The organism is Parvibaculum sp., from assembly GCF_040882025.1.
GTDB lineage: Bacteria > Pseudomonadota > Alphaproteobacteria > Parvibaculales > Parvibaculaceae > Parvibaculum.
In genome coordinates this window covers 1-24569 of the sequence record NZ_JBBECC010000203.1, presented here as the reverse complement: position 1 = coordinate 24569, position 24569 = coordinate 1, and the positions used below count along the sequence as shown (strand labels likewise).

The following is a 24569-nucleotide window of genomic DNA, read 5'->3' as shown; positions in this document are numbered from 1 at the left end:
GGTATCTCCTATGATACGAGATTGAACACGCGCACGGGGCGAAGCTGGCCTTTTTCGTATTCGGTGAGCGCCACCGGGTCTCCCCGATGGACCGCCAGAACCGATCCGGAAAGGATGGGTGCGTCGCGTCCGCGCAACAAAATCCCCTGACCCTGTTTCAGGCGGGCCGCATCCTCGCCGCTCACGGCCAGAGCCGGGATGTCGTCCAGCGCGGTCTCGAGCGGCAGCAAATGGGCCCCAAGGTCGGGAGCGGGCGCAATATGGCCCAAGGCGCAGAGTTTATCCAGCGGAATTGCCGCCGCCTCGCCGAAAGGTCCGTGACGGGTGCGGCGAAGGGCCGAAACATGGCCGACCGTGCCCAGGGCTCGAGCGAGGTCGCGGGCCAGAGAACGGACGTAAGTGCCTTTACTGCAAAGGATTTCGAGCTCGGCCTGATCGGAAGCCGGGCAGCCCAAAAGGCGGATTTCATGGATCGTAACCGCCCTCGGCTTCATCTCGACCGTCTCGCCCGCACGGGCGAGGGCATAGGCACGCTCGCCGTCGATCTTGATGGCCGAAAAGACCGGCGGAACCTGCTCGATGAGCCCCTTGAAGCGAGGGAGCGCGGCCTCGATTTCGGGTCTGGCGGGCCTGACGGGGCTCCGCTCGACGATCTCGCCCTCGGCATCGTCAGTCGAGGTCGCCTCGCCGAAGCGAATCGTGAAGCGGTAGCCCTTGATGGCATCGATGATGAAGGGAACGGTTTTTGTCGCCTCGCCAAGCGCTACCGGCAGGATGCCGGTCGCCAGCGGGTCGAGCGTGCCGGCATGGCCGGCCTTGCGCGCGTTGAAGAGGCGGCGGACGCGATTGACGACGTCGGAGGAAGTCGGGCCCGAAGGCTTGTCGACGATCACCCAGCCTGTCACCGCCTCGCCTGATTTGCGGCGGGACATGGCGCTCAATCCTCGTCGACGTCGAGCGAAAGATCGCGCGCCACTTCAGGCGAATGCAGCAAACGGTCGATCTCGCTCGCCTTGTCGTAGGAGGTATCGGGCTCGAAGGTGAGGTCGGGCATGAACTTGAAGGTGACCTCACGCGAAAGCTGGCCGCGCAGGTAAGCGCGCACCCGTGTCAGCGCCGCGGCGAGGGCAGCGGCATCGCCCTTCCCGAGCGGCGCGACGAAGCAGGTCGCATGACGCAGATCGGGGCTCATACGCACTTCCGTGACGGAGAAGGTGCGCTCGATCAATTCGGGATCGCGAATGGTGCCGCGCGCCACAATGTCGGAAAGCGCACGCCGCACCAGCTCGCCGGCGCGCAACTGGCGCTGGCTTGGGCCCTTCGATGGATGTGTGTGTTTCCTGGCCATGACGGCGTCTCTCATTCGGCCCGGCACGTGCCGGGCCGGGTGGCGGCCCCGCGATCAGGCGAGGCTGCGCTTCACCACCTCGACATCGAAGCACTCGATGACGTCGCCCTTGCGCATGTCCTGATAGCTTTCGAAGGCCATGCCACATTCCTGACCGGACTGCACTTCCTTCACTTCGTCCTTGAAACGCTTCAAGGTCGAAAGCTTGCCTTCATGCACCACCACATCGTCGCGGATCAGGCGCACACTGGAGCCACGGCGCACCACGCCTTCGGTGACACGGCAGCCGGCAACCTTGCCGGTCTTGGAAATGTTGAATATTTCCAGGATTTCGGCGTTGCCGAGGAAGGTTTCGCGCAGTTCCGGCGAAAGCATGCCGGAGAGCGCCGCCTTGATGTCGTCCACAAGATCGTAGATGACCGAATAATACCGAATCTCGACGCCCGCCTGCCGTGCCGCTTCGCGCGCCTGCGCGTTGGCGCGGACGTTGAAGCCGATGACAGGCGCACCCGATGCGGTCGCCAGCGTGATATCGCTCTCGGTAACGCCGCCGGCGCCAACATGAATGACGCGCGCGGTGACCTCGTCGGTGCCGAGTTTCTCGAGCGCCTGCACGATGGCTTCCGCCGAACCCTGCACGTCCGCCTTGACGACGATGGGCAGCTCTTTTTTGTCCTGCTCTTTCAACTGCGACAGCATCTGGTCGAGCGAGGTGCGGCCGCCGGTGCCGACGCGCTTGTCGCGCTGGACACGCTGACGGTATTCGGTGACTTCGCGGGCGCGCGTCTCGCTTTCGACGACGCTTATCACGTCGCCGGCTTCCGGCGCGCCACCAAGACCCAGAACCTCGACAGGCTCCGAAGGACCGGCGCTCATGACATTTTCGCCGCGATCGTTGATCAGGGCGCGGACGCGGCCCCATTCGGCGCCGGCCACAATGATGTCGCCGACGCGCAGCGTGCCGCGCTGCACCAGTACGGTGCCGACGGGCCCGCGGCCGCGATCGAGCTTGGCCTCGACGATGATGCCTTCGGCAGCGCGATCGGGATTGGCGCGAATGTCGAGAAGTTCGGCTTGCAGAAGGATCGTTTCTTCGAGCCTGTCGAGACCCATGCCCGTTTTCGCCGAAATCGGAACGGCCAGCACGTCGCCACCGAATTCCTCGACGACGATTTCGTGCTGCAGCAGTTCGTTCCTGACGCGGCTCGGATCGGCGTCGGGCTTGTCCATCTTGTTGATCGCCACGATGATCGGCACGCCAGCCGCCTTCGCATGATTGATGGCTTCTACCGTTTGCGGCATGACGCCGTCATCCGCCGCGACGACCAGCACGACGATATCGGTGACCTTCGCGCCGCGTGCGCGCATCGAGGTAAATGCCGCATGACCCGGCGTGTCCAAGAAGGTGATGCGCTCGCCGGAGCTCAGGTTCACCTGATAGGCGCCGATATGCTGGGTGATGCCGCCTGCTTCGCCGGCCGCCACATCGGTCTTGCGCAACGCGTCGAGCAGCGATGTCTTGCCGTGATCAACATGGCCCATGACGGTGACGACAGGCGCGCGGGGCTTCTTCGACTCGGTTGTATCGTCCTCGCCGACAAGGCCCTCTTCGACGTCCGATTCTGCAACGCGCTTGACCGTGTGGCCGAGTTCCTCGGCGACAAGCTGGGCCGTATCGCTGTCGATCACGTCGGTGATCTTCAGCATGATGCCCTGCTTCATCAGAATCTTCATCACATCCACTGCACGTTCCGCCATGCGGTTCGCGAGTTCCTGAATCGTGATGATTTCGGGGATGACGACTTCGCGGATGATTTTCTGCGGGGCTTCCTGGATGCCCATGTGCTTCTTGCGCTCGCGCTCGACGCGGCGGCGCATCGACGCGAGCGAACGCTGGCGATCGCCCTCGTCGTCGAATGCCTTGGTGATGGTGAGCTTGCCGCGACGGCGCTCCTCGGTGCGACGCGCGACCGGGGGCTTGGCCGGCGTGTGGCCGGCGCCACGCTTCGGCTTGTCGTCGTCCTCGACTTCGTCGCTCTTCATATCCTTCGTTGCAACGCGGCCGACGGGCGCTTCGGTGTCGAGGCGGCGCTTGGCCTCTTCGGCGGCGCGCGAACGCGTCTGTTGTTCGGCGGCAAGGCGTGCGGCTTCCTCCGCAGCGCGGGCGGCGGCTTCGGCGCGTTCGCGCTCGCGGCGCTCATCCTCGCTGGCGTAGCGTTTCGCTTCTTCTTCAGCGCGACGCCGATCCTCGCCTTCGCGCTCGCGCGCGCTGTCGAGCGCCAATGCACGGGCCTGCTTTTCTTCTTCAGTAAGCGTGCGCAACACAATGCCGGAGCGGGCACGGCTGGCGGGCTTTTCTTTGGCGGCGGGAGCCGCAGCCGGTGCGGCCACCGCGGCCGGCGCAGCGGCTTTCTTTGCCGGCTTCGCGGTTTCGGCTTCGACGGCAGCGGCAGCAGGCGTCGGCTCTGCCGTCTGCTTTTTTGCGGCGGCGGGCGCTTTTTTCGCGACCGCCGGCTCTTCGGCAGCAGCCGCGCCGGTTTTCAGCGTGCGGCTCTTCTTCTTCTCGACGACCACCGTCTTGGTGCGGCCATGCGAAAAATTCTGGCGCACATGGCCAGACTCGACCGTCCGCTTCAGGCTCAGCGTCTTGCCGCCTGTTTTCGGTTTGCGTTCGCTCGTATCGGCCTGATCGGTCATTCCGGTCCTTCGGTTACCCATTCGCCCTTCGCGCCCTCATGGGCCCGCGCGGGCGTTTTCCGGGCGGTTCTTCCGCCCATAGCGCTCCAGCCTGGCAAGATCCGCCACGACTTTTGCCTGCATGCCTCCCTGGATCAGGGCTGCATGTATCACATTTCCGCGCCCCAATGCCAAACCCATTTCGTCCGCCCAGAGGGGGCTCAAAACAGGTACATCGGCCAGAATCTCCAGCTCTTTCGCCACCCGAAGGCGCTGTTCGAGCTTGCGGCGGCCATCCTCGGCGCCATCGCGAGCCTCGATGAGGCAGGCGATCCGGCCCTTCTCGATGGCTGTCGTCACCTTCTCGAAACCCGCCACCAGCGCGCCCGCCTTGCGGGCCAGCCCCAGCGCATCGGCGGCGCGGCGCGCCAGCAGACGCTCGACAAGATCGGCAAGCCCTTCATCGGCTTTGGCCGGGGCTTTGGCAGCACGCGAGAAATGGCCCTTGGCCACCGCTTTTTCAACAGCGGCGCGGCTCGCCGAGACCCAGAGCCCGCGGCCGGGCAACCGGCCGGCAAGATCCGGCACCACGCAACCCTCGGGATCGAGGACAAAACGGATCAACTCCGTCTTTGTGCCATGCTCGCCGGTAACGATGCAGCGCCGCTCGGCTTCGTCGTCCTCTTTATGCCTCTTCACCGACCTCGCCCGTTTCCTCGGCCGGTTCCTCGGCGGGAGCAAGGTCGGCCTCGGTGATCCAGCCGGCACGCAACCGCGCCTGCATGATCATCTCGTTCGCTTCCTCGGACGAGACGTCGAAGTCTTCCAGAATACCCTTCTGGTGCTTGCGCTCGCCGTTCACCGTTTCGTTCCAGCCAATCAGATCGTCGGTCGCGCAGCCGGCCAAATCCTCGCCCGTCTTGATATCGTTTTCGCCGAAGGCCACCAGCATTTTCGGCGTAACGCCCGGCACCTCGCCCAACTCGTCCGCAACACCGAGTGCGCGGCGCTTCTCATCGTATTCGGCGTTCTGGCGTTCGATATATTCAAGGGCGCGGTTCTGGATTTCCTGTGCGGTATCCTCGTCGAAGCCCTCGATGCCGGCGATCTCGTCGAGATCGACATAGGCAACTTCCTCGACGGAGGCAAAACCTTCGGAAGCGAGAAGCTGGGCGATCATCTCGTCGACATCCAGCGCCTCGGCAAAGGTCGCGCTGCGGCTCTGGAATTCCGCCTGGCGGCGCTCGCTTTCCTCGGCCTCGGTCAGGATGTCGATATCCCAACCGGTGAGCTGCGAGGCAAGACGCACGTTCTGGCCTCGACGGCCGATGGCGAGCGAAAGCTGATCGTCCGGCACCACGACTTCGATGCGCTGGGCGTCTTCGTCGAGCACGACCTTGGCAACCTCGGCCGGTGCCAGCGCGTTGACGATGAAGGTAGCAGCATCGGGCGACCACTGGATGATGTCGATCTTTTCGCCCTGCAGCTCATTGACCACCGCCTGGACGCGGCTGCCGCGCATGCCGACGCAGGCGCCGACGGGATCGATGGACGAGTCGTTGGAGAGCACCGCGATCTTGGCACGGCTGCCCGGATCGCGCGCCACTGCCTTGATCTCGATAATGCCGTCATAGATTTCCGGCACTTCCTGCGCGAAGAGCTTGGCCATGAATTGCGGATGGGAGCGCGAAAGGAAAATCTGCGGCCCGCGCTGCTCGCGACGCACATCGTAGATATAAGCGCGCACCCGATCGCCATTGCGGAATGTTTCGCGTGGCAGGAGTTCGTCGCGGCGCACGATGGCCTCGCCACGGCCAAGATCGACGATGACGTTGCCGTATTCGACGCGCTTGACGATGCCATTGATGATCTCGCCGATGCGGTCGCGATATTCGTCATATTGCCGCTCACGCTCGGCATCGCGTACCTTCTGCACGATGACCTGCTTGGCGGTCTGGGCGGCGATGCGGCCGAAATCGACCGGGGGCAATTCATCTTCGATCAGGTCACCGAGCTGGGCGGCGGGATTACGGCGCTGCGCCGACTTGATGTCGATCTGGATGGCATCATTGTCGACCGTCTCGACAACCTCCAGCAACCGCACCAGGCGAATTTCGCCGGTCTGCGGATTGATGCGGGCGCGGATTTCGTTCTCCGCGCCGTAGCGGGAACGCGCCGCTTTCTGGATCGCTTCCGCCATCGCTTCGATGACGACCTCTCGGTCGATCGACTTTTCGCGCGCGACCGCATCTGCGATCTGCAACAGTTCAAGCCGGTTGGCGCTAACTGCCGTTGCCATTCTCTTTATTCTCCGTCGGAGGGGCTGTCGGGAGCGGGTGCCGCCCGGCCCTGTCTTTTGAGACTTTCCTTGATAAGGTCGTCGCTCATCGTGAGCTTCGCCTCGCCCAACAATCGGAACGGCAGGCCGAGAACCTGCGGTTCCGAAAAACCTTCGATCTCGCATTCGACGAGAACTTCGCCGTCTTCAATGCCCTGAAGGAGACCGCGATACCGCTTGCGGCCGCCGATCGGTTCCGTCAATTCAAGTTTTGCCTCGAAGCCGGCCCAGCGTTCGAAATCCTTGGGCCGCGTCAGCGGGCGATCGATACCCGGCGAGGAAACTTCGAGATTGTATTCGCCGGGAATTGGATCCTCGACATCGAGCAGCGCCGAAATGGTGCGCGACAACTCCTCGCAATCGGCAACGCACATCGTACCGTCGGGACGCTCGGCCATGATCTGCAGCGTGTGCCCATCCTGCAGACCGAAGCGCGCGCGCACGATCTCGAAGCCGATGCTTTCGGCGGGCCCGCGCAACAATTCGAAAATGCGGCGAGCAGGGCCCGGCGCGGCAACAAGAGGCGTATCGAGGACGGCATTTGCCGCCTCGTTCGCTTCTTTCCTGTCCAGACCGGTCGCTGCCAATGGCGTTCTCCGAATGCGGCCCCCAAGAAACAAAAAAAGCGGGCCCCCGTTTCCGGAGACAGCCCACTCTCGAGAGCATCGCTGACTAATTGACGCCTATATAGACCTTTTTCGGGGGTCGGGGCAAGACCTCCCATGCTAGAGGCGTTCAAATGCCAGATAAACCGGGACCCGGCCTTCGCGGATTGCCTTGGCCTCATAACGGGTGCCAGGCCAGGCTTCATAGGGTGCGCGCCAGTCCGACGCTTTTTCCGCCGTCCAGCGGAAGGTCTCGCCGTTTTCCCGATTAAAGTGGCTCACATGGGCCAGCGTCCAGGCGATGTAGTCGGGGATGTCGCTGGCGAAGCGCAGTTCGCCGCCGGGCTTCAGAGCGGCGGCTAGAAAGCCCAAGGTCTCATCGTTCACGAAGCGGCGCTTGTTGTGGCGCTTTTTCGGCCAGGGATCGGGATAGAGAATAAAGACGCGGGACAGGGAAACCGGCTCAAGACGCTCAAGCAGGAAGCGCGCGTCGTCGGCAAGAAGACGGACGTTCCTCAGATCGCGCTCATCGATCTCGGCGACGAGTTTCGCCACGCCGTTGATGAAGGGCTCGCAGCCGATAATGCCGATGCGGGGATTTTGGGCGGCATTGTGTGCCAGATGTTCGCCGCCGCCGAAGCCGATCTCGAGCCAGATGTCATCCACATCCTCAAACAGAGAGCGAGGATCGATGCAGGCGGCGTCAAGCGAAATGGAGACCTTGGGAAACAGGGTCTCCATCAAATTCGCCTGACGGGAACGCAGCGTCTTGCCCTTGGTCCGTCCATAAATGTGGCGACGGGATTTTTCCGCCGCGCCGCCCAAATGTGAACTTCTGGGGCTCATGCCGCGAAGGGCTTTGCTGGTTAGCGGATTTCAGCCTTGATCTTGTCGGCAAGGTTGGTCGCTTCCCACGAGAAGCCACCATCCGCGTCCGGCGTACGGCCGAAATGACCATAGGCAGCGGTGCGCTCGTAGATCGGCTTGTTGAGACCGAGTTGTTCGCGGATGCCGCGGGGCGAGAGATCCATCGCCTTCGCAACGGCGCGCTCAACGGCTTCTTCCTCGACCTTGCCGGTGCCATGGAGATCGACATAGATCGAAAGTGGTTTTGAGACGCCGATCGCGTAGGAAAGCTGAATGGTGCAGCGCTCGGAAAGACCCGCCGCTACAACGTTTTTCGCGAGGTAGCGCGCGGCATAGGCGGCAGAACGGTCGACCTTGGTCGGATCCTTGCCGGAGAAGGCACCGCCGCCATGGGGCGCCGCGCCACCATAGGTGTCGACGATGATCTTGCGGCCCGTCAGGCCCGCATCTCCATCGGGGCCGCCAATGACGAATTTGCCCGTCGGGTTGACATAAAATTCCTCTTCCGGCGGGAACCAGCCGTCGGGCAGCACTTCCTTGACGACATCGCGAACGAGCTCGCGCAGCTTCTCCTGCGTAACGTCTTCCTTGTGCTGCGTCGAAACGACGACGGAGGTGACGCCGACAGGCTTGCGGTTTTCGTATTTCAGCGTGACCTGGCTCTTGGCGTCGGGCTCGAACTCGGGACGCTTGCCGGAATGGCGGTCCTCGGCCATGCGCTTCAGAATACGATGCGCATAGACGATCGGCGCGGGCATCAACACATCGGTTTCGGTGCAGGCGTAGCCGAACATGATGCCCTGGTCGCCGGCTCCTTCGTCCTTGTTGCCGCTGGCGTCAACGCCTTGCGCGATGTCCGCCGACTGCGCATGAAGCAGCACGTCGACGCTCGCGTTCTTCCAGTGAAAGCCCGCCTGCTCATAGCCGATCGCCTTCACGGCCTGACGCGCGGTTTCCTCGATCTGTTCCTTGGTGATCGAAGCCGGGCCGCGCACTTCGCCGGCGAGCACGATCTTGTTGGTCGTGGTCAGCGTTTCGCAGGCCACCCGCGCGAAGGGATCGCCCGAAAGATAGAGATCGACGACGGCGTCGGAAATCCGGTCGCAAACCTTGTCGGGGTGGCCCTCTGAGACGGATTCGCTCGTAAACAGGAAATTCGACCGCGCCAATTTGATCTCCCTCATGGGTTTGAGATGAGTTTTGCATCGAACAAGGCCCGTGCGGCCCGTCCGGCGACAAGGTTTTTGCAAGGATCGAGAGCGGGGTCAACAGCCAGTGGCAAAAAGATATGCACATACGTGCATATTGATGATATATTTCCCGTAATTCATGCCAATACCACATCCGTGGGCTGCTCGTCGAAAGCCAGGCCTTTTGAACATGGCTATCGTTTCAGCGGCTCACGGCCGAATGAAGCGGCAAAAGCTGTCGCTATCAGAAGCAAGGCCAGAAAGGCATCGCCGAGGCGGGCGTAGAGCGTCGGTTGCAGCGCCGCCGGCAAAGGTGCGTCGATGACGCCCTGGGTGTCGAGCGATAGGCTTTTCACCAGGCGGCCATAGGGATCGATCAAGGCCGAAATGCCGCTATTGGCCGAACGAATGAGCGGCAGTCCCTGCTCGACCGCGCGAAAGCGCGCCTGCGACAAGTGCTGATGTGGTCCTATGGATGCGCCAAACCAGGCATCGTTCGTGATGTTGACGAGCCATTGCGGCCTGGTTTCCGGTGCGACGATGCCGCCCGGAAAAATCACTTCATAGCAAATCAGGGGACTGACGGGCGGTGTGCCCGGCAACTCGAGTGTCACCGGACCAGAACCGTTCTCGAAGCTGCCTTGAAACTGCACAAGCTGGCGCAAGCCCAGACGGCCGAGCCAGTGGCGCAGCGGCACATACTCGCCGAAGGGAACCAGATGATGCTTGTCGTAAGTCGCTGCAATCGCGCCGGTCGAATCGACGACGTAAAGACTGTTGTAGAAAACGTGGCCATCGGGTGCCGGCTCGCCACGGTTCGAACCGACGATGACCTTGGCACCCTCCGGCAAGATACGGCCGATGGCCGAGAGCACATAGGGTTCGCGCGCCAGCAATACCGGCACGGCGTTTTCGGGCCAGACGATGATGGTGTTGCCGTCGATACCTTGCGGACGTTCCGGCGTCGGATCTCGCGACATGCGGAGCAATTGTCCGATGATAGTGAGCACGCGACCGGAGTCGTTCCAGTTTTCGGCAAAGGGTGTGTTGGGATGGACGATACGGATCGACGTGCCGGTCGCGGCGGGTGTGGCAAAGTCGGCTGCCGAAATGCGCGCCGCGCCGCCGAGCCAGACCAGCGCCAGACCGGCCAGCGCGATGGCTGGCGCCGCCAGCAGTTCGATGCCTGGCCCGCGCCGCGCCGCATGGACGCGACTGTCGAAGGTGGCGGGCGCAGCAACAACCAGCAATGCAATGAATGACAGACCGTAGACGCCGACCATCGCGCCTGCCTGCATCAGAGCGTCGGAGGTCGCGAAGCTCTGGCCAATCAAATTCCACGGGAAGCCGGTCAGCACATGGCCGCGCAGCCACTCGAAAACCGTCCACGCGACTGCGAAGACCGCTACGCGGCGGTAACCGCGAAACCAAAAGAGACGCGCAAGGGCGGCGGCTGCGCCGGTAAAGAGCGCCAGACCCGCCGGCAGCAAAGTAACCGCCAGCGGCAGAAGGAAGGCGAATTTCTCGGCTTCGACGAGAAAGGCGTGACCGACCCAGTAGAGTCCAAGGAAGAAATAACCAAATCCGAACCACCAGCCGAGCAGACCGGCGCGCCACATGACGCGGCGGCGGCGCGAGCGAGTCGGTTCGCCGACGCCATCGATCAACCAGACGAGGACCGGGAAGGTCAAAAAGAGAATCGGCAGGAAGTTGTAGGGCGACAGTGCCAGCGTGCTCAGCGCGCCAGCGAGAAAGGCAGCGGCGGCACGGCGCCAACCGCGGAGTTCGGCAAGCTCGGCGGCGATCCGCTCGACATGATAGACGGCGGCGGACAGGCCGTTCTCGAAGCGCACGCGCTCAGCTCACCGCGGACGTCGAGGATGCCGCTTCACTTGCGCGCGCGGCCGACGGCAGAAGATGGACACGCATGCGCTTGATGCGGCGCGGGTCGACCTCCTTCACCTCGAATTCAAGCCCGGCCGGGTGGCGTACCATTTCGCCGCGCAACGGTATGCGGCCCAGAAGCGAGAACACCAGCCCGCCCAGCGTATCGACATCGTCCTCGTCGCCGTTCTCGATCAGCCGCAAGCCGGTCATCTCTTCCAGTTCCTCGATCGGGCAGCGCGCGTCGGCATCGATGGTGCCATCCTCGCGACGCACCAGCGCAGGGCCCTCGTCGGTATCGTGTTCGTCCTCTATTTCACCGACGATCTGTTCCACCAGATCCTCGATCGACACCAGCCCGTCGGTACCGCCATATTCGTCGATCACCAACGCAAGGTGAATGCGGGTCGCTTGCATCTTGACCAGCAAGTCGAGCGCCGGCATTGACGGCGGTGCAAACAGTACCTCACGGCGGATTGTCGTGAGAGCGAACGGCGGACGCTCGTCCGTGCCGCCTTCCAGCGGTGTGAGGCAGGCCATGACGTCCTTTATGTGAACCATCCCGATCGGATCGTCCAGCGTTTCGCGATAGATCGGCATGCGCGAATGCGCCGATTCCCGGTAGAGGCGCAATACTTCTTCCAGTGAGGCATTCTCCTCGACCGCGATCACGTCGGCGCGCGGCACCATGACGTCGTCGACGCGCAACTGACCGAAGCTGAGGATATTCACCAGCATGTGGCGTTCTTCGTCGGTCAGGCTGCGCCGCGCCCCATCATGCTCCTCGATCACCTCCTCGAGACTTTCGCGCAAGGTATTGTCGCCATTGCTTCCGCCAAGCAGTGCGCGCAGCCAGCCGAAGCGCGTTCGCGACGACGCGGCGGAAGAGGGGGATGGTCGGTCGGTCGTCTCGGTCATCGTCGGTCAGGACTCATGGGAGAAGCGATCTGCGTCGTAGGGATCGGCGATGCCGAGATCTTTCAGTATATCGCGCTCCAGCGCTTCCATCTCGTCTGCTTCGGAATCGCTTTCATGATCGTATCCGAGAAGATGCAAGACGCCGTGAATGGTGAGATGCGACAGGTGGTCGGCGAAGCGCTTGCCCTGGGCGTCGGCCTCCCGGCCAATGGTTTCGCGCGCCAGCACAACGTCGCCCAGAAGGACCGTGGCCGCGCCGGGCATTTCGGCAGCCGGAAAGGAAAGAACATTGGTCGGGCCATCCTTGCCGCGCCAGCTCTTGTTGAGATCGGCGATCCGCATATCGTCGGTCAGCACGATGGAAAGTTCGGCGGGCGCGGCACCGCGTATAGCGCCGTAGGCATGTGTGGCTGCACGGCGCAGGATTTCTTCGGTCGTCATGTCCCAGCCGGCTGTCTCATGCAGAATGTCGATTGCGAGACCGGAATCAGGGCTTTGGCCTTCGACGTTCCGCCCCACCTCGGCCACCGTACGTGCCGCCGTCATTTGCCGCCGTCTCCAAGAAGGCCGCGATCACGGCTGTTGTAAGCCTTGACCACCCGTGTCACCAGCGGATGGCGCACAACATCGGCATCGGTAAAGCGCACGGTCGCAATGCCATCGACGCCATCCAGAACTTCCAGTGCGTCCCTCAGTCCCGATTTTGCGCCGAGCGGCAGGTCGACCTGACTCGGGTCACCGGTAATCGCCATGCGGCTGTTTTCACCGAGCCGTGTCAGGAACATCTTCATTTGCACCGGCGTGCAATTCTGCGCTTCGTCGAGAATGACGAAGGCATTGGCCAGCGTGCGACCACGCATGAAGGCGAGCGGCGCGACTTCTATCTCACCCGACTCGATGCCCTTCATTGCCTGTTCGCCGGGCAGCGTGTCGTAGAGCGCATCGTAAAGCGGGCGCAGATAGGGATCGATCTTCTCCTTCAGATCGCCCGGCAGAAAGCCGAGGCGCTCACCGGCCTCGACGGCCGGGCGCGAGAGGATGATACGATCGACACGCTTCTGCAGCAGCATCGAGACGGCAACGGCGACGGCAAGATAGGTCTTGCCGGTGCCGGCCGGGCCGATGCCGAAAACAAGTTCATGGTTCATCAGCGCATCGATATAGGTGCCCTGCGTCTGCGAGCGCGGGCCGATGACGCGGCGTTTGGTCTGGATTCGCTGGCCGCTTGCGCCGCCCTGCGGTTTCTCCAGATCGGCGTCGGGCGCCGTCGCCATGCGGATCGCACCGTCAACCTCGCCGGCATTGACCTCCTCGCCCGATTTCAGGCGCGCATAGAGATCCTTCAACACCCGATCGGCCTGATTGCGCGCATGAGCGGTGCCGGTGATGACCAGCTTGTTGCCGCGCGAGGTCGCCAGCACACCGAGACCCTGTTCGATCCGCGCCAGATGCCGGTCGTTCGCGCCGAAAAGCTCCGTCAACAGCCGGTTGTCGTCAAAGGCGATCACGAGACTGTCGGCATTTTCCGCCGTCTTGCTCCCACTCGTTGCGCTCAACTGCACCCTGTCCTTTCACCCTGTTCGTTTCGGGATCGCGGCGACATCTTCACGCCGTGACGGTTTCGTTTTCGCGGAGGCGACCGCGCAGACTGTTGCGGTGGCCATCCTCGATCGCGACATCGACAATCTTTCCGAAGAGATGCGGCGGCGCGTCCTCGACATGAACCGATTGCAGATAGGGACTGCGCCCGACCAGTTGCGTCTCGCCGCGGCCGCGCCGATCGAAGAGAACCGGCAAAACACGACCCGCGCAGGACGCATTGAAGGCAAGTTGCTGTTCGCCGAGAAGCGTCTGCAGACGCTGCAGGCGTTCGTTCTTTACGTCATCGGGAAGCTGATCTTCCTCGCTCGCCGCCGGCGTGCCGGGACGGGGGCTGTATTTGAAGCTGTAGGCTTGCCCATAGCCGACCGCGTCGATCAGCGCGAGTGTTGCCTCGAAATCGGATTCCGTCTCGCCGGGGAAGCCAACGATGAAGTCGGAAGAAAGCGCGATATCGGGACGGGCCGCGCGAACACGATCGATCAGCCGCAGATATTCGTCGGCGGTGTGGCGGCGGTTCATGGCGGCGAGAATGCGGTCCGAGCCCGATTGCACCGGCAGATGCAGATAGGGCATCAAGGCCGGCACCTCGGCATGCGCCGCGATCAGTTCGTCATCCATGTCGCGCGGATGGCTTGTCGTGTAGCGCAGCCGCGCAAGCCCGTCGATTTCCGCCAGTGCGCGAATGAGACGGCCGAGCGTCGCCGAACGGCCTTGGGCATCCTCGCCATGCCAGGCATTCACATTCTGCCCGAGCAGCGTGATCTCGTGCACGCCTGCGTCAACCAGCGCCTGCGCTTCTTCCACGATGCGGATGAGAGGGCGGGAGAACTCCGAACCACGCGTGTAAGGTACGACACAGAAAGTGCAGAACTTGTCGCAACCTTCCTGAATGGTCAGGAAGGCGGTCGCCCCGCGCGCCAGCGTTTTCCGGCGCTCGGGCGCGGGCAGGCTGTCAAACTTGTCGTCGGCCGGGAACTCGGTTTCAACGATTGCCGGGCCGCCATTGGCGAGGCGCGCGACATATTCCGGCAGGCGGTGATAGGTCTGCGGCCCGACGATCAGATCGACCATCGGCGCGCGACGGCGCATCTCTTCGCCTTCAGCTTGCGCGACGCAACCGGCGACACCGATCAGCAGGTTTTCGCCACGATCGGATTTTTCCTTTTTCAGCGCTCGCAAGCGGCCAAGCTCCGAATAAACCTTTTCGGCCGCCTTTTCGCGGATATGGCAGGTGTTCAGAACGATGATATCGGCATCTTCCGGCGTCACGACCTCGTCATAGCCTTCGGGCGCCATGACGTCGACCATACGCGCCGAGTCGTAGACGTTCATCTGGCAGCCATAGGTCTTGACGAAGATTTTCTTGCGCGACACGCGGGGCTGGGCTTCGATCATCGAAGCCGGACCCGGCGCGGCGGGAGGGAATGGCGCTGTGTCATTGGGCAATATGTGCGCTCGTCTCCTTCGGACGCTCTCAAACTCGGTGGCGCCGGGCAATCGGCCCAGGTTCAACACCACCCTATCACGTAATGGGCAAGCCCGGGGAGGGCCATCTAGACGCCTGCGCCTGCGAGCCGGCGCACAGCCCCTTCGGCGGCGGCCAGCGCGGCGCCGTCGGGGACCACCTCCGGCCAGCGGCCGGTCAAGGCCCGGGCCTGGCCGTCGCGGCAGCACTTCTCGCAATAAGCGGCCAGCGCTTTCCGATTGCCGATTTCACGGATCGTGACCGGCTTGTGGTACTCGACCACCACTTCAATGGGACCGAGCGAAAAGGCCTCCCAGAGATGGGGAAAAAGCTCCATATCGCCGTACCAGGCAAAAAAGGGACGGAAATAGCGGCCCATCGGCAGCCCGTGCAACCGCACATAGGCGACCGACATCGGCTGAACAACCAGATCGGCCTCGCGGTCTTCCTCGCCGTTGACGACGGTGAGCTGGGCAACACTCATCAGGGCGCTTTTGAACGTCAACACGCGATTGCCGTCCGACGACGTGCCCTCGGGAAAGAGCACCAGCCGATCGCCGGCGGCGATACGGGCATGAATTTCGTTGCGCGAATGGGCGGTGCGGGTGCGCCGCTCGCGCTCGACAAAGACCGTCCGCTGAAGGCGCGCCAGCGTGCCGAAAAAGGGCCAGCCCGCGACCTCGCTCTTGGCGACGAAGGAACAAGGTTCGAGCGAGGCGATGACCGGAATGTCAAGCCAGGAGGTGTGGTTGGCGGCAATCAGACAGGCGCTGCCTTTGTGCGGCTCACCGCGCCGTGTCACACGGATGCCGATCAGACGGCAGAGAAAACGATGATAGCGATTGGGCAGCGCACGCGCATAAGGCAGGCCGAGCTTCAGCCCCAGCCATTGAAGCGGCATCAACAGGATCGCCGAGGAAATAAAGCCGGCCAGCAAAACAGCGGCACGCGCGGTTGCCATGTGCGTCTCCACACCCCCCGCCGTTCAACGGCGGTGGGGCCTCACGCCTTGTTGCCCTTACCGTCCGGCCGCCGCCCGCGATTGAGCGGTACGCCGTAGAGCTCCAGGCGATGATCGACAAGCTCGAAGCCGAGTTCGCGCGCGATGATCTGTTGCAGCCGCTCGATCTCGTCGTTGTGAAATTCGATCACAGCGCCCGTCTGCAGATCGATCAGGTGGTCGTGATGCTCTTCCGTCACCTGCTCGTAACGCGAGCGGCCATCGCGGAAATCGTGACGCTCCAGAATGCCGGCTTCCTCGAAGAGGCGCACGGTGCGGTAGACGGTGGCGATCGAAATCTTGCTGTCGACATCGGAGGCGCGGCGATAGACCTCCTCGACATCGGGGTGATCGTGCGCAACCGACAAGACGCGCGCAATGACACGGCGTTGATCGGTCATGCGCATGCCCTTTTCGACGCAAAGATTCTCGATCCGGTCGGGATCGTTCGGCGCATCTTCGGGGCGCAAGGCAGCCGTCATGGTGGTCTTGTCTGTCATCGCCGGCATCATAGGCCAACATGTGCCTCGTTGTCATTAGCGCGCGGCAGACGGGCCGCAGCGGCAGCGCCCATATGACCCTTCGAATATCAAGGATTTACGACAATGCGGCAGTACCAAGATCGAGCCGCAGGATACGCGCCGCGATGCGCCCTGCCGGGCGCACGTAATAGGCCGGGCGCATGCCAACGTCACGAAAACCAAGCCGGCTATAGAGGCCGAGGGCCGGCTGGTTGTCCTCAGCGACTTCGAGGAAAAGAGCCGTCGCGCCACCTGCAAGCGCGGTTGCAGCAACGGCTTCCACAAGGCCGCGGCCGAGCCCCTGCCCCCGGGCGGCGGGGGCAACGGCAATCGTCAGAATTTCGGCTTCGCCGGCTGCGATTCGCGCGAGGACGAAGCCGGCAAGCGGTGCCTTTGGCGTGGCAACCGCTGCAAGCGCAAGGGCGCCCGGCATGGCAAGGAGACGCTCCAGCGTCGGCACGTCCCACCAATCATCAAAGCAAAGCGCGTGAAGCGCCGCCGCCTGTTCGAATTCGGCGGCAGCGAGCGGACGGATTGCGGCCGCGTTCATGCGGCCTCGCCCGGATCGCGGCCGCCCGGAAGCTTCGCATCGGGGGCCCTGATATAGAGCGGCGCCGGCGCGACGCGGAAGGCGTCGAGACCTTTCGCTTCCAGCCGCTGGAGCGCCAGGCGCGCGACCGCATCGGCATGGGGCTGCGCCGGCGCGTCGGCAAGACGCCGCTCGAAATCGTGTAGCGCGACCTCCAGCAACGCCGCGCCGGTGCCGACCAGCAGAAGCTTTCGGCGCGGCAGCAGCGCCGCCACATCTGCGACCGCGACCAGCGCGGGTTCGGTCAGGGGTGCGTGTGCGGCATCGAATGCCTGCAGATAGACCTCGCCGCGCTTTGCATCGAAGGCCGCGACGATGACTTCACCGTCGCCTGCGACAACGTCGGCGGCGATGGCCTCGAGCGTCGTTATGCCGACAAGCGGCAGCTCCCGCGCCAGCGCAAGACCCCGCGCCGCAGCAAGCCCGACGCGAAGGCCTGTAAAGGTGCCGGGACCGATGGTGACGGCGAGGGCATCGAGATCGGCAAAACCGAGGGCTGCTTCGGCCAGCACCGTTTCGAGCATCGGCATCAGCTCTTCGGCATGGCCGCGCGTCCTGAGTTCGAACGCGGAGGCAAGAGCTCCCTCGCCGTCGTGAACGGCGGCGGAAAGCGCGCCTTGCGCGGTGTCGAAGGCGAGGACGATCAAGGCCGCTCCGTGGTCAGATGATCTTGCAGGCGTCGTCGAAGGCGAGACGCGGGCTGCGCGGGAAGAGCGCCGACGGATCGCCATGTCCGAGATTGCAGAGGAAGTTCGATTTCACCGTCGTGCCGCCGAAAAAGGCCTCGTCGACCTTCTTCATGTCAAACCCCGACATCGGGCCGCAATCGAGGCCGAGCGCACGAGCGGCGATCATGAAATAGGCGCCCTGCAGCGAACCATTGCGGAAAGCCGTCATCTCCGCCCATTCCGCCGACCAGTTGAACCAGGTCTTGGCGGCCGGTTCGTGCGGGAAAAGTTCGGGCAGGCGTTCGTAGAATTCGAGATCATAGCCGATAACGGCGGTGACGGGCGCTGCCATGGTTTTCTTCAGATTGCCTTCGGAGAGCGCCGGCGCGAGCTTTTCCTTCGCTTCCTTCGACTTCACGAAAACGATCCGGGCGGGCGAACAATTGGCGCTGGTTGGGCCCCATTTCATCACTTCGTAAAGCTCTTTCAGGGTCGCGTCGGAAACGGGCTCGTCCGTCCACGCATTATGCGTTCGCGCCTTGCGGAAGATCGTATCGAGCGCGTCACCGTCGAGCGTCGTCATGACCGCTGTCTCCTTCGTGAAAGTGCCGGAGTGAAATACAACCGACACGATAGCGCGTTCGCGGGCGCGCGCCAGCCCCGGCGCGTCCGTTTGACTGCGCGTCAGGCGGGCGTTCAGACCTGGCGGACTTCGACGATTTCGGGAATGTAGTGCTTCAGCATGTTTTCCACGCCGCGCTTTAACGTGACCGTGGAAGACGGGCAGCCCGCACAGGCGCCTTGCATGTTGAGGAAGACGATACCGTCTTCATAGCCCTGGAAGGTGATGTCGCCGCCATCCTGCGCAACGGCGGGGCGGACGCGGGTATCGAGAATTTCCTTGATCTCGCGGACGATGTCGCCGTTCTCGCCATTGCCCTCGGCATGGGCGCTTTCGTCGGCGGAGGCAAAGAGGATCGGCGCGCCACCGGTGAAATGCTCCATGATCGCGCCCAGAAGCGCCGGCTTCAGATGCTGCCACTCGCCGCCCGACTTGGTGACGGTGATGAAGTCCGAGCCGAAGAAGACGCCCGCGACGTTCTCGACCGCGAAAAGACGCATGGCAAGCGGCGATCGCTCGGCCGCTTCGCGTGTCGGAAAATCGGCAGCGCGGCCCTCCCCGAGAACCTCGCGGCCGGGCAAAAATTTCAAGGTCGCCGGATTGGGCGTCGCCTCGGTCTGGATGAACATGACAAACCCTGCTGACGTGGATTGGCGGCACGCGGCCACAAGCTTTCTCTATAGATGGACCGTCACACCCGCAGAATCAAGCCAGAGCGCGGATTGCCTCGTCGGTGAGGTTGCCGGGAACAACGGTCACGGGAATCGGGAAAGCCTTGTCGGCGGTGCCGGCCACCATTGTGACCAGCGGCCCCGGGCTTTCCTTGCCGGTGCCGGCGGCAAGCACCAGAATCGCGATGTCGCGATCTTCCTCAATCAACTGTTTCACTTCTTCGGCGGCGCGGCCTTCGCGGATCACCAGTTCGGGCACGATACCGGCATATTCGTTGACATGGGCGGCGAGGCGGTGAAGCAGTTCTTCGGCCTCCGCACGCGCTTCCTCGCGCATGATGTTCTGAACGCCGAGCCATTGCTGCGAGGCTTCGCCCGGCTCAAGAACGGCGAGAAGCGTGACGACGCCGTCCGTATGCGTCGCGCGAAGGCTGGCGAAATGAAGGGCGACTTCCGATTCCGGCGTGCCGTCGACAACAACGAGAAATTTGCGCCGCTTCGTGGTCGCCTTGCCGGTTCGGTCTGTCCTGACTTCGCTCATGATGCGATGCTGCCACCGGCGGCGGCAGGGAGCAAGCGGCGGTGTGTGGCTCCTATTTCAGCAGGATATTGCTGATTTCGCGGAGCTGGGTGCGGGCGCGCAGCAGATAGAAGCCCTGGGTGGCCAGGTGGTTCGGCTGGAACTGGGCATCAAGCGCACCATTGGAGACGACCCAGGGATCGAGCAATGCCGCCTTGCGGAAGGTCTCGATCATTTCGTTCCACGGCTTTTGCAGATTGCGCTCCTTGATGATCGGCGCGAAATCATTGCCGAGCGCTTTCAGGACCATGTAGTAGCCGTAGAGCTTGCCCTTCGTCATATAGAAGACGTCGTCGGCGTCGCTGTCGAAGAAGCTTCCCGACGCTTCGGAAATATGGCTGTCGATCAGGGCGGAGGACGAACCGAGATCGGCGGCGAAACGCTCGATGGTCGCCAGCAGATTGTCGGCGCGCATGTCGTAATTTGCCTGACCCTGCGCGAGGCGCGCGTTGTAGCTCAGGAGTTTCAGGCGCGCTTCGCGGTATCGACCTTCGGAGCTTGCCTGCGGCATCAGCGAGACGCTCGGATTCCACAGCCAGACATTGCCGGGATATTGCAGCGCGCCCGCCGCCTGTTGCAGGTCCGGATCGGCCGCCGAGGAACCGCGCGTGCGGCCGAGCTGGTCGGTGAGCTCGAAACCGAAACGCGCCAGCGCCGACATGATGCCCTGCTGATAGTTCGGCATGTTGTCGAGCAGCGTGCCCGGCATGAAGAACGGATCGTTGGCGACCCAACTGTGACGATTGACTTCGCGATCGATCAGGGCGGCAGCGACGGCGACCGCTTCACTGCCGCCGGGCACGAGGTCGGTTGCGGCTGGCACGAAATCCGGATCGTCGTCGACGGCGTGAACCCAGATCATGCCGATCGGATAATAAAGCAGGATAACGACGGCGACCGCGATCGCCGCGCGGCGCAGAAGGCCGCCCATGCCGGGGCGGTTGAGGCGCGCAAAGAGGCCTGTGATGGAAAAGCTTTTGGCGGCGGCGGACGCGACAGGCGCCGTGCTGCCGTCGCCGCGACGATACATCCAGCGGTGACGCAGCCTGTCCCACATGGCGGCGAGGCGTTCGCGGAAAGACATGAGGCTAAGCTCCGTCGGGCACGGGTTGCGGGACGCGCGGCATCCAGTCTAGATGGGATCGGACTGCTGCGCGATCAAGTTTGCCCCCTCAAATGAAACCGACGATCTCCTTGACGCGGGCGAGGATCGGATCGGCAATCGCATGGGCGCGGCCGGCGCCCTCGGCCAGCACCTTGTCGATATAGGCGGGATCGGCCATCAGCCGCGTCATTTCGTCCGTTATGGGCGAGAGCTTTTCGACCGCGAGATCGGCCAGCGCCGGCTTGAAGACCGAAAACTGGGCGCCCGGAAAGAGCGCCAGAACATCCGCCTTCGACGTGCCGGCGAGCGCCGCATAGATGCCGACCAGATTGTCGGCGCCCGGACGATCCTTGAGGTCTTCGACCGTTTCGGGCAGCGGCTCGGGATCGGTCTGGGCTTTACGGATTTTCTTCGCGATGTCGTCGGCGCTGTCGCGCATGGTGATGCGCGAGAGATCGGAAGGGTCCGACTTCGACATTTTTTTCGTACCGTCACGCAAGCTCATCACGCGCGTCGCCGGCCCCATGATCAGGGGCTCGGGCAGCGGAAAGAAATCCTGCACGCAGAAATCATTGTTGAATTTCTGCGCCGTGTCGCGGGCGAGTTCCAGATGCTGCTTCTGGTCGTCGCCGACCGGCACATGCGTCGCGCGGTAAGCGAGAATGTCAGCCGCCATCAGCACCGGATAGGCGTAGAGACCGACCGACGCCTTCTCGCGATCCTTGCCGGCCTTGTCCTTGAACTGGGTCATGCGATTGAGCCAGCCGATGCGGGCGACGCAATTCAGGATCCAGGCAAGCTCGGCATGGGCCGAGACTTTCGACTGGTTGAAAATAATGTTCGTGGACGGATCGATGCCCGACGCGATATAGGCCGCGACCACCTCGCGGGTGTTCGACGCCAGCTCCTTCGGATCCTGCCAGACCGTGATCGCGTGCATATCGACGACGCAATAGATGCATTCATGCGTCTTCTGCAGCGGAACGAAATTTCGGATCGCGCCGAGATAGTTGCCGAGATGCAGATTGCCGGTGGGCTGTACGCCTGAAAAAACGCGGTTCTGGGGCTGTTCCATCACTCGAATCCGTGGCCTCGCGCCGCCCCCGAAACAGGCGTGCGGAGGGTTTATGCGGCGGACGGGAAGTGAAGGCAATCCCCCAAGAGGCAGCGAAGATTCGCAGAAAACCCCCCCTCTGTCACGGAACTGTCACAAAACTGTCATAAATGCTCCGGGCGGCGGTTTATCCCCGGGTCCGACCCCGGGGATAAATAGCACTTATCCCCGCTTCGGGCAGCGCGGCTGACCTAAATTAAGTAATCCCCGGTTCTCAGCCCCGCCTGATGGCGCGGCGGAGGTCGGAGAGCCTGGCGGCGCCCGTTATCTGGCAGAGGAAGAAATAGACGACGGCGCCGCCGGCGATCAGCGCAAAGAGCGTGGCGAGGGCCAGCGGCAGCGCGGCGGCAAGGGGCCCGCCGAGCGCGGCGCGGCCGAACCAGAGGGCCGCGCCCATGCCGATGGCGGCCATGACGATGAGCGGCAGGGCGCGGGCGAGCGCGGCGTCGGGCGCGAAGTCGCCTCTTTTCCAGAGGCGCGCGGCGAGCTGGCCGACATTGGTCCAGGCGGCGAGCACGGTGCCGACCGCGATGCCGACATAGCCGATGAACTGGAAGAGGACGATGCTTGCCGCGATGTTGACGACGATCGAGACGGCGGCGAAGCGCAAGGGCGTCTTCGTGTCCTCGCGGGCGAAAAAAGCGGGCTGGAAAATCTTGATCAGCACGAAGGCCGGCAGGCCCGCCGCATAGACGATCAGCGCCAGCGCAGTCGCTTGCGTATCGGCGGCTCCGAAGGCGCCGCGCTCGAAAAGCACGCCGATGATGTCGAAGGCCAGCACCGCGATGCCGGCGGCGGCCGGAACCGTCAACAGCATCGCGAATTCGACGGCGCGGTTTTGCGCATTGGCGGCGCCCGCGCCGTCGCCCGCGCGCAGGCGGCGCGAAAGGTCGGGCAGCAACACGACGCCGATCGCTATGCCGATGACGGCGAGCGGAAGCTGATAAATCCGGTCGGCATAATAAAGCCACGACACGGCGCCCGCCTGCAGCGAGGCGATGATGGTGCCGATGGTGAGGTTGACCTGCGTGATGCCGCCGGCGACGACGCCCGGCACGCCGAGGCGAAAGAGACGGCGGACATCGGGCGTCAGTCTGGGGAACCGCAGGCGCAAAACGAAACCGGCGCGCCAGAGCGACACGGCCAGCCAGGCGAACTGCACGACGCCCGCCGCCGCGACGCCCCAGGAAAGCGCCGTACCCGGATTGTCCGTCAGGGGCACCAGAAAGAGGATCGCCAGGATCAGCGTGACGTTGAGCATCACGGGTGCGGCAGCGCCCGGAAAGAAACGGCCGAGCGAATTCAGGATCGCCGATTGCAGCGCCGTCAGCGAGATGAAGAGGAGATAGGGAAAGGCGATGCGCGTGAACTCGACCGCCCAGGCAAATTTCTGCGGGTCCTCGGCGAAACCCGGCGCGAAGGCCAGCATGATCCAGGGCATGGCGATTTCGGCGGCGAGCGTCAGCACGAGAAGCGCTACCAGAAGCACCGAGAGCGCGTCTTCGGCAAAGCGCCGCGCTTGCGCCCTGCCCTCGCCTTCCAGGCGCTTGGCAAAGAGCGGCACGAAGGCGGCGTTGAAGGCGCCTTCGGCGAAGATCGAGCGGAACATGTTGGGGAAGCGGAAGGCGACGAAAAAGGCGTCGGCGATGGGGCCGGCGCCGAGAGCTGCCGCCATCATGACGTCGCGCAGGAAGCCCAAAAGGCGGCTCACCAGCGTGGTGCCGCCGATGGTGGCGGCGGAGCGGGCGATGCTGGCGGGTTTCGGGCTGGGCTTGGAGGTCATGGCAGGCGGCGGCTCGCCGGTTGGGGCAGATGAGAATCTCTAGCCCTGTTCGCCGGAAATGGCCAACAGCGAAAGAGGCCCCGCTATCATGGACTCGAAATGTTCCGGAAAGCGACTAATCTGGTGTCGTTCAACAGCACCGGAAGACGTGATCATGAGCCAGCGCGTATTCGCCGATTGCTCGGCCAGCATTGCCGAATTCAGAGCCAATCCAGCCCGTGTCGTCAGGGAGGCCGAGGGTCCGGTGGTCATCCTCAGCCGCAACAAGCCGACGTTCTATTGCGTGCCTGCCGAAGACTATGAGGTGATGATGAGGCGGCTTGAGAATTTTGAACTCGCCGACATCGCGCGGGCGCGGCTGTCAGACGGCAAGACGGTGGACGGACGGGTTTGACCGTCCGTGTGAGTCGGATGCGCGGGACGAAGAGAGGCAGAGCGAAGAGTTTTTGTGAAGGGAGACGCCGCTTGCGCGGCTTCTGGGTTGCCGGGTCAAGCAACTGTGGATCATGCTGCGATTTGTTTCTGGTCGTTGATGCTGTCGCGGACGATGGCATTGAGGATGGTGATGAACTTCCGCATCACAGCGGTAATGGCAATCTTGAAGGTCTTCCCGTTTTGCCGGAGCCTTCGGTAGAAGGGTTCGAGTTGCGGCGCCTTGGCCTTGATGGCGCTGAGGGCGGCCATATAGAGCACATCCCGGACCTGGCGCCTTCCGCCAATACATCTGCCGCGCCGGTCGGATCGGCCGGATTGTCTGGCGTGCGGGGCGACGCCGACGAGAGAGGCGATGCGCTTTGCGGAGATACGCCCCAGTTCGGGGAGGTCGGCGATGAGGGTCGAGGCGAGGACCGGCCCAACGCCCATGACCTTGCCGAGCAAGACGAAGCGGCGGTTCATGACCTCGTCTTCTGCAACGGCCCGGCGGATGGCGCGGTCGAGGGTGAGGATGTCGCGCGCAAGGCCGGCGAGGCGCGCGGCGATCATGCGTCGCACCGTTGGTTCGGCGATCGTGTCGAGCTGTCC

25 protein-coding genes are annotated in these 24569 nt (G+C 63.4%); 1 reads left to right on the top strand and 24 read right to left on the bottom strand.

Going from position 1 to position 24569, the window contains the following annotated elements:
• Positions 1-8 precede the first annotated feature (8 nt).
• From truB to murJ, 23 genes are all read right to left on the bottom strand, one after another.
• On the bottom strand, positions 9-932 hold the full coding sequence (truB, locus tag WEB61_RS15660) for a tRNA pseudouridine(55) synthase TruB (protein WP_368065274.1): 924 nt from the start codon (positions 930-932) through the stop codon (positions 9-11).
• Between the two features lie 5 nt (positions 933-937).
• Positions 938-1348 carry a 30S ribosome-binding factor RbfA gene (rbfA, locus tag WEB61_RS15655; RefSeq protein WP_368065273.1) on the bottom strand — a complete coding sequence of 137 codons (411 nt, stop codon included), beginning with the start codon at positions 1346-1348 and terminating at the stop codon, positions 938-940.
• 54 nt (positions 1349-1402) lie between these two features.
• Positions 1403-4045: a translation initiation factor IF-2 gene (infB, locus tag WEB61_RS15650; protein ID WP_368065272.1), complete on the bottom strand. Its 2643-nt coding sequence runs from the start codon at positions 4043-4045 to the stop codon at positions 1403-1405.
• A gap of 36 nt (positions 4046-4081) precedes the next feature.
• Positions 4082-4723 (bottom strand): RNA-binding protein, encoded by a 642-nt coding sequence (locus WEB61_RS15645; protein ID WP_368065271.1) that lies wholly within the window; start codon positions 4721-4723, stop codon positions 4082-4084.
• A complete protein-coding gene (gene nusA / locus WEB61_RS15640; RefSeq protein ID WP_368065270.1) occupies positions 4710-6323 on the bottom strand; it encodes a transcription termination factor NusA in 1614 nt (537 codons plus the stop codon). Before nusA ends, WEB61_RS15645 begins: the two co-directional genes overlap by 14 nt.
• 5 nt (positions 6324-6328) lie before the next feature.
• Entirely contained in the window at positions 6329-6949 is a 621-nt protein-coding gene (gene rimP, locus WEB61_RS15635) for a ribosome maturation factor RimP (protein ID WP_368065269.1), read from the bottom strand.
• A 138-nt stretch (positions 6950-7087) separates the two neighbouring features.
• Positions 7088-7813: a tRNA (guanosine(46)-N7)-methyltransferase TrmB gene (trmB, locus tag WEB61_RS15630; protein ID WP_368065268.1), complete on the bottom strand. Its 726-nt coding sequence runs from the start codon at positions 7811-7813 to the stop codon at positions 7088-7090.
• A 20-nt stretch (positions 7814-7833) separates the two neighbouring features.
• Positions 7834-9003 (bottom strand): methionine adenosyltransferase, encoded by a 1170-nt coding sequence (gene metK / locus WEB61_RS15625; RefSeq protein WP_368065267.1) that lies wholly within the window; start codon positions 9001-9003, stop codon positions 7834-7836.
• Between the two features lie 215 nt (positions 9004-9218).
• The gene (gene lnt / locus WEB61_RS15620; protein WP_368065266.1) at positions 9219-10877 is read right to left on the bottom strand and encodes an apolipoprotein N-acyltransferase; all 1659 of its coding nucleotides are present in this window, start codon (positions 10875-10877) and stop codon (positions 9219-9221) included.
• 4 nt (positions 10878-10881) lie between these two features.
• Positions 10882-11826, bottom strand: a complete 945-nt coding sequence (locus WEB61_RS15615) for a hemolysin family protein (protein ID WP_368065265.1) — start codon at positions 11824-11826, stop codon at positions 10882-10884.
• Positions 11827-11832: 6 nt separating this feature from the next.
• A complete protein-coding gene (gene ybeY / locus WEB61_RS15610) occupies positions 11833-12267 on the bottom strand; it encodes an rRNA maturation RNase YbeY (RefSeq protein ID WP_368065308.1) in 435 nt (144 codons plus the stop codon).
• Between the two features lie 101 nt (positions 12268-12368).
• The gene (locus WEB61_RS15605; protein WP_368065264.1) at positions 12369-13382 is read right to left on the bottom strand and encodes a PhoH family protein; all 1014 of its coding nucleotides are present in this window, start codon (positions 13380-13382) and stop codon (positions 12369-12371) included.
• A gap of 49 nt (positions 13383-13431) precedes the next feature.
• Positions 13432-14823, bottom strand: coding sequence for a tRNA (N6-isopentenyl adenosine(37)-C2)-methylthiotransferase MiaB (gene miaB / locus WEB61_RS15600; RefSeq protein WP_368065263.1), 1392 nt, complete (start codon positions 14821-14823; stop codon positions 13432-13434).
• A gap of 158 nt (positions 14824-14981) precedes the next feature.
• Positions 14982-15854 (bottom strand): lysophospholipid acyltransferase family protein, encoded by an 873-nt coding sequence (locus WEB61_RS15595; RefSeq protein WP_368065262.1) that lies wholly within the window; start codon positions 15852-15854, stop codon positions 14982-14984.
• Between the two features lie 41 nt (positions 15855-15895).
• Positions 15896-16375: a Fur family transcriptional regulator gene (locus WEB61_RS15590; RefSeq protein ID WP_368065307.1), complete on the bottom strand. Its 480-nt coding sequence runs from the start codon at positions 16373-16375 to the stop codon at positions 15896-15898.
• 115 nt (positions 16376-16490) lie between these two features.
• Complete coding sequence (locus tag WEB61_RS15585) at positions 16491-16964, bottom strand: GNAT family N-acetyltransferase (RefSeq protein WP_368065261.1); 474 nt, start codon at positions 16962-16964, stop codon at positions 16491-16493.
• On the bottom strand, positions 16961-17650 hold the full coding sequence (gene tsaB / locus WEB61_RS15580; protein WP_368065260.1) for a tRNA (adenosine(37)-N6)-threonylcarbamoyltransferase complex dimerization subunit type 1 TsaB: 690 nt from the start codon (positions 17648-17650) through the stop codon (positions 16961-16963). Before tsaB ends, WEB61_RS15585 begins: the two co-directional genes overlap by 4 nt.
• A 13-nt stretch (positions 17651-17663) precedes the next feature.
• Entirely contained in the window at positions 17664-18254 is a 591-nt protein-coding gene (locus WEB61_RS15575) for a malonic semialdehyde reductase (protein ID WP_368065259.1), read from the bottom strand.
• A 113-nt stretch (positions 18255-18367) separates the two neighbouring features.
• Positions 18368-18922 carry a NifU family protein gene (locus tag WEB61_RS15570; protein WP_368065258.1) on the bottom strand — a complete coding sequence of 185 codons (555 nt, stop codon included), beginning with the start codon at positions 18920-18922 and terminating at the stop codon, positions 18368-18370.
• Between the two features lie 76 nt (positions 18923-18998).
• A complete protein-coding gene (locus WEB61_RS15565; RefSeq protein ID WP_368065257.1) occupies positions 18999-19505 on the bottom strand; it encodes a universal stress protein in 507 nt (168 codons plus the stop codon).
• A gap of 52 nt (positions 19506-19557) precedes the next feature.
• The gene (locus tag WEB61_RS15560; RefSeq protein WP_368065256.1) at positions 19558-20628 is read right to left on the bottom strand and encodes a DUF2333 family protein; all 1071 of its coding nucleotides are present in this window, start codon (positions 20626-20628) and stop codon (positions 19558-19560) included.
• Positions 20629-20716: 88 nt separating this feature from the next.
• On the bottom strand, positions 20717-21724 hold the full coding sequence (gene trpS, locus WEB61_RS15555; RefSeq protein ID WP_368065255.1) for a tryptophan--tRNA ligase: 1008 nt from the start codon (positions 21722-21724) through the stop codon (positions 20717-20719).
• Positions 21725-21977: 253 nt separating this feature from the next.
• The gene (murJ, locus tag WEB61_RS15550) at positions 21978-23546 is read right to left on the bottom strand and encodes a murein biosynthesis integral membrane protein MurJ (protein ID WP_368065254.1); all 1569 of its coding nucleotides are present in this window, start codon (positions 23544-23546) and stop codon (positions 21978-21980) included.
• A gap of 154 nt (positions 23547-23700) precedes the next feature.
• Here murJ and WEB61_RS15545 point away from each other — a divergent pair, with 154 nt between their 5' ends.
• Positions 23701-23940 (top strand): type II toxin-antitoxin system Phd/YefM family antitoxin, encoded by a 240-nt coding sequence (locus WEB61_RS15545; RefSeq protein WP_368065253.1) that lies wholly within the window; start codon positions 23701-23703, stop codon positions 23938-23940.
• Positions 23941-24050: 110 nt separating this feature from the next.
• Here the strand turns inward: WEB61_RS15545 and WEB61_RS15540 are convergent.
• Positions 24051-24569, bottom strand: a 519-nt coding sequence (locus WEB61_RS15540; RefSeq protein WP_368065252.1) for a transposase, incomplete at its 5' end; no start/stop codon positions are given.

What these genes read in the sequence shown, in the direction of transcription:
- WEB61_RS15585 (WP_368065261.1), bottom strand. Translation starts at nt 16,964, where the DNA reads ATGAACGCGGCCGCAATCCGTCCGCTCGCTGCCGCCGAATTCGAACAG.
- miaB (WP_368065263.1), bottom strand. Translation starts at nt 14,823, where the DNA reads ATGATCGAAGCCCAGCCCCGCGTGTCGCGCAAGAAAATCTTCGTCAAG.
- WEB61_RS15575 (WP_368065259.1), bottom strand. Translation starts at nt 18,254, where the DNA reads ATGACGACGCTCGACGGTGACGCGCTCGATACGATCTTCCGCAAGGCG.
- infB (WP_368065272.1), bottom strand. Translation starts at nt 4,045, where the DNA reads ATGACCGATCAGGCCGATACGAGCGAACGCAAACCGAAAACAGGCGGC.
- WEB61_RS15595 (WP_368065262.1), bottom strand. Translation starts at nt 15,854, where the DNA reads ATGGCAACCGCGCGTGCCGCTGTTTTGCTGGCCGGCTTTATTTCCTCG.
- trpS (WP_368065255.1), bottom strand. Translation starts at nt 21,724, where the DNA reads ATGGAACAGCCCCAGAACCGCGTTTTTTCAGGCGTACAGCCCACCGGC.
- WEB61_RS15570 (WP_368065258.1), bottom strand. Translation starts at nt 18,922, where the DNA reads ATGTTCATCCAGACCGAGGCGACGCCCAATCCGGCGACCTTGAAATTT.
- truB (WP_368065274.1), bottom strand. Translation starts at nt 932, where the DNA reads ATGTCCCGCCGCAAATCAGGCGAGGCGGTGACAGGCTGGGTGATCGTC.
- WEB61_RS15590 (WP_368065307.1), bottom strand. Translation starts at nt 16,375, where the DNA reads ATGACGGCTGCCTTGCGCCCCGAAGATGCGCCGAACGATCCCGACCGG.
- WEB61_RS15615 (WP_368065265.1), bottom strand. Translation starts at nt 11,826, where the DNA reads ATGACCGAGACGACCGACCGACCATCCCCCTCTTCCGCCGCGTCGTCG.
- WEB61_RS15560 (WP_368065256.1), bottom strand. Translation starts at nt 20,628, where the DNA reads ATGTCTTTCCGCGAACGCCTCGCCGCCATGTGGGACAGGCTGCGTCAC.
- murJ (WP_368065254.1), bottom strand. Translation starts at nt 23,546, where the DNA reads ATGACCTCCAAGCCCAGCCCGAAACCCGCCAGCATCGCCCGCTCCGCC.
- rbfA (WP_368065273.1), bottom strand. Translation starts at nt 1,348, where the DNA reads ATGGCCAGGAAACACACACATCCATCGAAGGGCCCAAGCCAGCGCCAG.
- WEB61_RS15545 (WP_368065253.1), top strand. Translation starts at nt 23,701, where the DNA reads ATGAGCCAGCGCGTATTCGCCGATTGCTCGGCCAGCATTGCCGAATTC.
- nusA (WP_368065270.1), bottom strand. Translation starts at nt 6,323, where the DNA reads ATGGCAACGGCAGTTAGCGCCAACCGGCTTGAACTGTTGCAGATCGCA.
- ybeY (WP_368065308.1), bottom strand. Translation starts at nt 12,267, where the DNA reads ATGACGACCGAAGAAATCCTGCGCCGTGCAGCCACACATGCCTACGGC.
- trmB (WP_368065268.1), bottom strand. Translation starts at nt 7,813, where the DNA reads ATGAGCCCCAGAAGTTCACATTTGGGCGGCGCGGCGGAAAAATCCCGT.
- WEB61_RS15565 (WP_368065257.1), bottom strand. Translation starts at nt 19,505, where the DNA reads ATGAGCGAAGTCAGGACAGACCGAACCGGCAAGGCGACCACGAAGCGG.